Genomic DNA, 7396 nt, shown 5'->3' on the forward strand with positions numbered 1-7396 from the left:
AATCGTCTGAACCCCGTAAAGCACAGGTCCATGAGCGCCGCATCACATCCCGTTATCGATCCTGTCGAACTGACCCGCGACCTGATCCGGATTCCGTCGGTCACCCCGGCCGATGAAGGGGCGATGGATGTGCTGGAGCGGGCCCTGACGGGGCTCGGCTTCACCTGCCGCCGGATGAAATTCGAGGACATTGAAAACCTCTACGCGCGCCGGGGCGCGGCCTCGCCCAACCTCTGCTTCGCGGGCCACACCGACGTGGTGCCGACCGGGGCGACCGAAGCCTGGACCTCGGGCCCGTTCGCGGCCGAGGTGAAGGACGGGGTGCTGTACGGCCGCGGCGCGGTGGACATGAAGGGCGGCATCGCCGCCTGGGTCGCGGCGGTGTCCAGGGTGCTGGCGGACGGCGACGTGCCCGGCTCGCTCAGCTTCCTGATCACCGGCGACGAGGAAGGCCCCGCCCTGCACGGCACCAAGAAGGTGGTCGAGGCGCTGATGGCCGAGGGCGAGGTGATCGACGCCTGCGTGGTCGGCGAGCCGTCGTCGTCCCAGGCGCTGGGCGACATGATCAAGGTCGGGCGGCGCGGCTCGCTGAACACCTGGATCACGGTGCACGGCAAGCAGGGGCACGTGGCCTATCCCGAGCGGGCGGCCAATCCGGCCCCCGTGATGGCCAGGCTGCTGGCGCGGCTGGACGCCCACGTGCTGGACGAAGGCTACCCGGAGTTCCCGCCGTCGAACCTGGAGATCACCACCATCGACATCGGCAATCCGGCGACCAACATCATCCCGGCGGAGGCGAAGGCGCGGCTGAACATCCGCTTCAACCCGACCCACACCGGCGACGACCTGATCGCCTGGCTGAACGCGGCGGCGGGCGAAGCGCAGGCCGAGAGCGGGCTGCAGATCAGCCTGGAGCACCTGTGCTCGGGCAACGCCTTCCTGACCGAGCCCGGCCCGTTCGTGACGGCGGTGCAGGACGCGGTGGAGGCGGCCACGGGCCGCCGCCCGGTCGCCTCGACCACCGGCGGCACCTCGGACGCGCGCTTCATCCGCGCCATGTGCCCGGTGCTGGAGCTGGGCCTGGTCGGCCAGACCATGCACCAGATCGACGAGCGCGTGCCGACGGCGGAGCTGGAAGCCCTCGCCGTCGCTTATGAACGGGTGATCCTGACCTATTTCACGCGCGGCTGACGCGCGTCAGCGCGCCGCCACGACGATGATCTCCACCCGGTATTCCGGGGCGGCAAGCCGGGACTCGCCCGTGGCCCGGGCCGGCGGATTGGCGGGATCGATCCAATTGTCCCAGACGCTGTTCATCGCCTCGAAGTCGTTGATGTCGGCCAGCCAGATGGTGGCGGAGACGATCTTCGACTTGCTGCTGCCCGCCTCGGCCAGAAGGCTGTCGATCTCGGCCAGGGCGGTGCGGGTCTGGGCGACCACGTCCTCGCCGGGCTCGCCGACCTGACCGGCCAGCCAGATGGTGTCGCCGTGAATGACCGCCTGGCTCATGCGGTCGTCGGAATGCAGTCGCGTGATCATGGGTTCAGGGCCGTTCGAGGAACCGGAGGGCGCTCAGTACATGGGTTTTGACCCCCAGCGGCAACACCTTCTCGTTGACGTCGAAGCCGGGCGAATGGTTCGGAGCCGCCGTGGCCGGATCGACGCCGTCGGGCGTGGCGCCCAGGTGGTAGAAGACGCCCGGCACCTCCTGCGACAGGTAGGAGAAGTCCTCGGCCACGGTCGTCGGCGGAGTGGCCGGATTGACGTTCCCCTCCCCCGCCGCCTCGGTCAGGACCGGCGCCAGCCAGGCCGACAGCTCCTCATTGTTGAACACCAGGGCCGCGTTCTGGCGGACATTGAACTCGGCGGTCGCGCCGTAGTTTTCGGCCACGTTTCCGATCGCGGTGCGGGCGCGGCGGACAAGGTCGTCGCGCTGGGCGATGTCGAAGGTGCGCAGAGTGCCGGACAGCGTCGCGGTGTCCGGGATGATGTTGTAGCGCACGCCCGCGTCGAGGGTGGCGATTGTGAAGACCGTGGGTGTCGTGGTCGGGTCGATGGTGCGGGCGGTCAGGCTGTTGATTGTCTGGACGATGTCGGCGGAGGCCGCGATGACGTCGACGCCCTTCCACGGCCAGGCGCCGTGGGTTTGGCGCCCGTGCAGGACGATGTCGACGCGGTCCGAGGCGGCCATGAAGCCGCGCGGGCGATAGAAGACGGTCCCCGCCCGGCCCGGCACGACGTGCAGGCCGAAGATGGCGTCGGGGCGCGGATCGCGCAGGGCGCCCTCCTCGATCATCAGGGCGGCGCCGCCCTTGGGCTCTCCCGGAGGGGCGCCCTCTTCGGCGGGCTGGAAGATGAAGACGACGGTCCCGGCGATGTCGGCCTTCATGCCCGCCAGCACCTCGGCGGCGCCCATCAGCATGGCGATGTGGGCGTCGTGGCCGCAGGCGTGCGCCACCGGCACCGTATTGCCCATGTAGGTTCCGGTGGCGGTCGAGGCGAACGGCAGACCGGTCGCCTCCAGCACCGGCAGGGCGTCCATGTCAGCCCGCAAGGCCACGGTGCGGCCTGGCCGGCCGCCGCGCAGGACGCCGACCACGCCGGTGCGCCCGACGCCGGTCCGGACCTCCAGGCCCAGGGCACGCAGATGCTCGGCGACCAGGGCCGCGGTGCGGGTCTCGGAGAAGCCCAACTCGGGATTGGCGTGCAGGTCGCGGCGCCAGGCGACGACCTTGGGCGTCTCGGCGGCGACGGCGGCCTCGACCCGGGCGAGCGGGACCTGAGCCAGGGCGGCTCCGGCGGAGAGGGCCAGCGCCAGGGCCGAACCGAAGACAAGGCGGCGAATGGTCATGCAGGCGTCCCCCGGGAAATCCGAAGCCGCCACCGTCGCGGACGCGCCGCCCTTGTGCAAGCGTCAGGCGTTCGCCGCCTCCAGCGTGGTCTTCAGGACATCGGCGCCGCGGTCCATCATCTGCTCGACGACGGGGCCCGCCGCGTCGGGCAGGAGGTCGGCGACCCAGACGAAGCGGCAGCGCCCCTCGCCCTCGTCGAAGACCTCGTTGGTGGCGCTGTGGTGGCTCAGGGTCTCGGCGCGGACGCTGTAGGCGAAGCGGCGGCGGGTGTCGTCCAGGTCAACGATGACCTCACGCGCCGTCATGCCGTTGCCGAAGGTGACCAGGCGGGCGTCGCCGTCCAGCACCGTGTCGACCACGAAGCCGGGAACCAGCCGGGTATGGAGGGCGCCCACGTCGCGGATCGCGTCCCAGACCTGTTCGGCGGGCGCATGGACGATACGTTCGATGCGGATCGAGGCCATGGGCGTCTCCTGTCCTTGTCGCGCGATCCTGCGCCCCGGAAGGCGCAGGGTCTGGCGGGAAACGGACAAGGTCGACGGGCGGGTGACGGGGCCTGCCGCGCGGTCTAGGCTCCGGCGGTGAACCTTCGCTCCCCCGCCTTCGGAATCCTGTTCTCGGTCAGCCTGATCGCGGCGGCGGGCAATATGGCCCTGCAGTCGGTGCTGCCGAACATCGGCCGGGCGTTCGAATTGCGCGACACCCTGGTCTCGGCCGCCTTCGCCATTTCGGCCCTGATGTGGACCCTGGCCTCGCCCTACTGGGCCCGGCTGTCGGACACCCTGGGGCGCAAGAAGGTCATGATGATCGGCCTGTCGGGCTTCGTCCTGTCGATGACCGGCTTCGGCCTGGCGACCACTTCCGGCCTGAAGGGCTGGCTTGGGTTCGGCGTCGCCTTCGTGCTGATGGCCCTGGCCCGCACCATCTACGGCGTCTTCGGCTCCGCCGCCCCGATCGCGGCCCAGGCCTATGTCGCCGACCGGACCACCGCCGAACAGCGCACCCAGGCGATGTCGATGCTGGCCTCCGCCCAGGGACTGGGCACCGTGGTAGGCCCGACCCTGGCGCCGCTCTTCGTCCTGCCCCTGATCGGACTGGCGGGCCCGATGTACGCCTTCGCCGCCATGGGCGCGGTCGCGCTGGTGGTGGTCTGGCGCAGGCTGCCGAGCGGCGAGGTGGCGCGCATCCCCTCGCCCAGCGGCCGCCGCGACCAGACCGGCAAGGGCCTGTGGAAGGACCCGCGAGTCCGCGACTACCTGCTGTACGGCCTGCTGGTGACCGGGGCGCAGGCGGTGAACATCTCCGTGCTGGGCTTCCACATCATCGATGAGCTGGCCGCCACAGGCACGGCGGCGCATGACACCCACCCCTTCATCGCCCTGGCCATGTTCGCCGGCGCGGCCGCGACCCTGCTGGCGCAATGGGGTCTGATCCCTCTGCTGAAGCTGCAGCCGCGCGACCTGATGCGCTGGGGCGCCGGACTGGCGCTGGCGGGCAATGTGCTGAGCATCGCCTCGCCCGGCTACTATGGCGTGGTCATGGGCTACGCCGTGGTGTCGATGGGGGTCGGCTTCGCCCGGCCCGGCTTCACCGCCGGATCGTCCCTGTCGGTCGGCGCATCCGAACAGGGTACGGTGGCCGGACTGATGATGTCGCTGGCGGGCCTCAGCTTCCTGGCGCCGCCGGTGATCGGGGTGGCCCTCTATGAGTTCGCCGAGCCCGCCCCCTTCATCGCCAACGCCCTGCTGCTGGCCGCCGCGACGGCGCTCTGTTTCATGAGCCCCCGCCTGCGCGCAGGCCCGGCGGACCTGCCTGACCGGGACGAGACGCCCTCGCCGGAAACCCCGCCCGCCTCGCAACCGGGGCCGGAAGGCAACCGCTGATCACCGGCGCCCTTTTCCCGTCCTGAAAGCCGTGCCAGACGGGGCGCATGGATATCGCCAAGATCGAAAAACGCATCGGCATTCGCGCCTCCACGGACAAGATCTGGGAGGTCGTCTCGAACCTGTCCGGCTGGGATCAGTGGAACCCGATCGAGACCGGGGTCGAGGGAACCATCGCCTTCGGCGGCGAGATCACCCTGAACGAAGCCATCGAGGGCCTGCCCGAGCGCCGCGTCGTCGGCCGCGTCGGCGAATGGCAGCCCTACGCCCAACTGGTCTGGATGGAGAACCGGGGCCTGTGGTTCCGGTCGATGCGCTATTTCGAGATCGAGGAGCTGGAGCCCGGCAGTTGCATCGCCGCCAACGGCTTCCTGTTCACAGGCCTGCGCGGCGAGATGTTCTTCGACAAGCAGCGCAAGCACCTGCGCCATTCGGTCGACGCCGTGGCGGAAGCCTGGAAGACCGCGGCCGAGAGCTAGGCGTCAACCGCCGGTCAACCGCCCTTGGCCATCGTGTCCTGGATGCTGATGATCGCCGGCGTCAGGATGACGATGAACAGCACCGGCAGGAAGAACAGGATCATCGGCACGGTCAGCTTGGCCGGAAGGGCCGCGGCCTTCTTCTCGGCCGCCGACAGGCGCATCTCCCGGTTTTCCTTGGCCATGGTGCGCAGCGCCGCGCCCAGCGGCGTGCCGTAGGTCTCGGCCTGGGTCATGGCGGTGGCGACCGACTTCACGCCCGGATGGTTGGTCCGCTTGGCCAGGCCTTCGTAGGCCATGCGGCGGTCGGGCAGATAGCTGAGCTCGGCCGACAGCAGGGTCAGTTCCTCGGCCAGGTCGATGGACGAGCCGCCGATCTCCTGGCTGACCTTCTGGATCGCCGACTCGATCGACATGCCCGCCTCGACGCAGATCAGCAGCAGGTCCAGGGCGTCGGGGAAGGCCTGCATGATCGAGGTCTTCCGCTTGGAGATGCGGTTGGCCAGGAAGATGTTCGGCCCATAGAAGCCGACCACCGCGGAGACCATGCAGATGGTCACCCGCATCATCACCGGCAGGCCGAAATCGTTGAAGACGAACAGGTAGAAGACCGACACCGCCAGGAAGATGAACGGCATCGAGAAGCGGAAGAAGTAGAAGGTCGTCAGCGGCTTGGGCCCGCGATAGCCGGCCTGGGCCATCTTGTCGGCGACCTTGGGGTCCTCCAGCAGTTGGGTCAGGTTCAGCCGTTCGACGACGCGCTTCTTGAACCCCTCATCGCTGTGGCGCAGGCCGCCCGGGCCGGTGGCGATGGCCTGGCGCGAGCGGCGCTTCAGCTCCTCGCGGCGAACCGCGACGGCCTTCATGCGCGTGTCGAGCTTCGCTCCGCCGCCGAACGAGCTCACCAGGGTGACGATGGTGGCGAAGACCAGCACCCCAACCAGAATGCTGAGGATGTTGGCGGGTTCGGTGAAGAAGGGGATGAGGCCCGGCATGTCTGGTCCTCAGAACTTGAACGAGATCATCTTCTTCATCACGAAGATGCCGAAGCTCATCATGAGGACCGCCACCAGAAGCATGAACTGCCCTCTGGGGTCGGTGAAGAGTTTGGCCATGTAGGCCGGGGTGGTCAGGCTGACGAGCACCATCACCGCCGGCGGCAGCGAGCCGATGATGCCGGCCGAGGCGGTGGCCTCCGACGACAGCGCCTTGATCTTCTCGCCCATCATCTTGCGCGCCCGGAGCACGGTCGTCAGGTTCGACAGGGCCTCGGCCAGGTTGCCGCCCGTCTTCTGCTGGATGGCGATGACGATGGCAAAGAATTTCAGCTCCGGCGTCGGCATCCGCTCGTACATCTTGTCCAGCGCCTGGGGCAGGGTCAGGCCGACGCCCATGCCCTCGACCAGCTTCTGGAACTCCGGTCCCAGCGGAGCGGGGCTCTCGCGGGCGATGATCTTGAAGCAGTCGTGCACCGGCAGGCCCGACTTGATGCCGCGCACGATGACGTCGACGGCGTCGGCGAAATGGCTGGAGAATTTCTTCATCCGCCGCTTGCCCAGGAAGCCGACCACCCAGCGCGGCAGGCCCAGGCCGATGACGACGGCGGCGCCCAGGCAGATCAGCAGGTTCAGGCCGAACAGCAGCGGCAGCAGGAAGGCGAACACGCCCAGCACCGCGCTGGTGATCCAGAAGGTCCGCACCGAGGTCGACAGGCCCGCCTGCTTCAGCTTAGCGGCCAAACTGACCCGCGCCTTGCGTTCGGCCCGCTCGGACTCCTGAAGCTGCTGCAGGATCTGCTTGCGGCGGGCTTCCGGCGTGTTGGCGGCGGCTTTCTTGGCGGCGCTGACGCTCTGTTTCGGACCCCCGAAGTTCTGGGCGCGCTTGACCGCGGCGTCGCTGGAATCGCCGCCGCCGACGAAGGCCCAGCCCAGTCCGCCGATGGTGATGAAGGCCAGAACGGCGGCGAGGATCGGAAGCATCAGCCTATTCCGCCGCGTCGAGGGCTTCGGCCAGCTCGCGCTCCAGGCCGTAGTAGCGGGCGCGGTCCCAGAAGCGCGGGCGAGCGATGCCGGTCGAGCGGTGACGGCCGACGATCTTGCCGTTCTCGTCCTCGCCGGTGATTTCGTAGACGAACAGGTCCTGGGTCACGATCACATCGCCTTCCAGACCCACCACCTCGGTG

8 protein-coding genes and 1 pseudogene are annotated in these 7396 nt (G+C 68.9%); 3 read left to right on the plus strand and 6 right to left on the minus strand.

Features of this window, described 5'->3' with window-relative positions; translation table 11 throughout:
* The first annotated feature begins 30 nt into the window (after positions 1-30).
* Positions 31-1191, plus strand: a complete 1161-nt coding sequence (gene dapE, locus Q0C81_RS13575; protein WP_291838877.1) for a succinyl-diaminopimelate desuccinylase — start codon at positions 31-33, stop codon at positions 1189-1191.
* A 6-nt stretch (positions 1192-1197) separates the two neighbouring features.
* On the opposite strand, the gene Q0C81_RS13580 is transcribed toward dapE, so the two are convergent.
* The 3 genes from Q0C81_RS13580 to Q0C81_RS13590 all read right to left on the minus strand — a co-directional run bounded on the left by Q0C81_RS13580 (position 1198) and on the right by Q0C81_RS13590 (position 3316).
* Positions 1198-1539, minus strand: a complete 342-nt coding sequence (locus Q0C81_RS13580; RefSeq protein ID WP_291838856.1) for a RidA family protein — start codon at positions 1537-1539, stop codon at positions 1198-1200.
* A gap of 4 nt (positions 1540-1543) precedes the next feature.
* Positions 1544-2851 carry an amidohydrolase gene (locus tag Q0C81_RS13585; protein ID WP_291838859.1) on the minus strand — a complete coding sequence of 436 codons (1308 nt, stop codon included), beginning with the start codon at positions 2849-2851 and terminating at the stop codon, positions 1544-1546.
* 63 nt (positions 2852-2914) lie between these two features.
* Positions 2915-3316, minus strand: a complete 402-nt coding sequence (locus Q0C81_RS13590) for an SRPBCC family protein (RefSeq protein WP_291838862.1) — start codon at positions 3314-3316, stop codon at positions 2915-2917.
* Positions 3317-3433: 117 nt separating this feature from the next.
* Here Q0C81_RS13590 and Q0C81_RS13595 point away from each other — a divergent pair, with 117 nt between their 5' ends.
* Entirely contained in the window at positions 3434-4735 is a 1302-nt protein-coding gene (locus Q0C81_RS13595; RefSeq protein WP_291838865.1) for an MFS transporter, read from the plus strand.
* A gap of 47 nt (positions 4736-4782) precedes the next feature.
* Positions 4783-5214 carry an SRPBCC domain-containing protein gene (locus Q0C81_RS13600; protein WP_291838869.1) on the plus strand — a complete coding sequence of 144 codons (432 nt, stop codon included), beginning with the start codon at positions 4783-4785 and terminating at the stop codon, positions 5212-5214.
* A 14-nt stretch (positions 5215-5228) separates the two neighbouring features.
* Here the strand turns inward: Q0C81_RS13600 and Q0C81_RS13605 are convergent, their stop codons facing one another.
* The 3 genes and pseudogenes from Q0C81_RS13605 to Q0C81_RS13615 form a co-directional block, all read right to left on the minus strand.
* The gene (locus Q0C81_RS13605) at positions 5229-6209 is read right to left on the minus strand and encodes a type II secretion system F family protein (protein WP_291838871.1); all 981 of its coding nucleotides are present in this window, start codon (positions 6207-6209) and stop codon (positions 5229-5231) included.
* A 9-nt stretch (positions 6210-6218) separates the two neighbouring features.
* A complete protein-coding gene (locus Q0C81_RS13610) occupies positions 6219-7193 on the minus strand; it encodes a type II secretion system F family protein (RefSeq protein WP_291838874.1) in 975 nt (324 codons plus the stop codon).
* 4 nt (positions 7194-7197) lie between these two features.
* Positions 7198-7396 (minus strand): annotated as a pseudogene (locus Q0C81_RS13615) (CpaF family protein); the annotation flags it as partial.

Source organism: Brevundimonas sp. (assembly GCF_023259385.1).
GTDB lineage: Bacteria > Pseudomonadota > Alphaproteobacteria > Caulobacterales > Caulobacteraceae > Brevundimonas.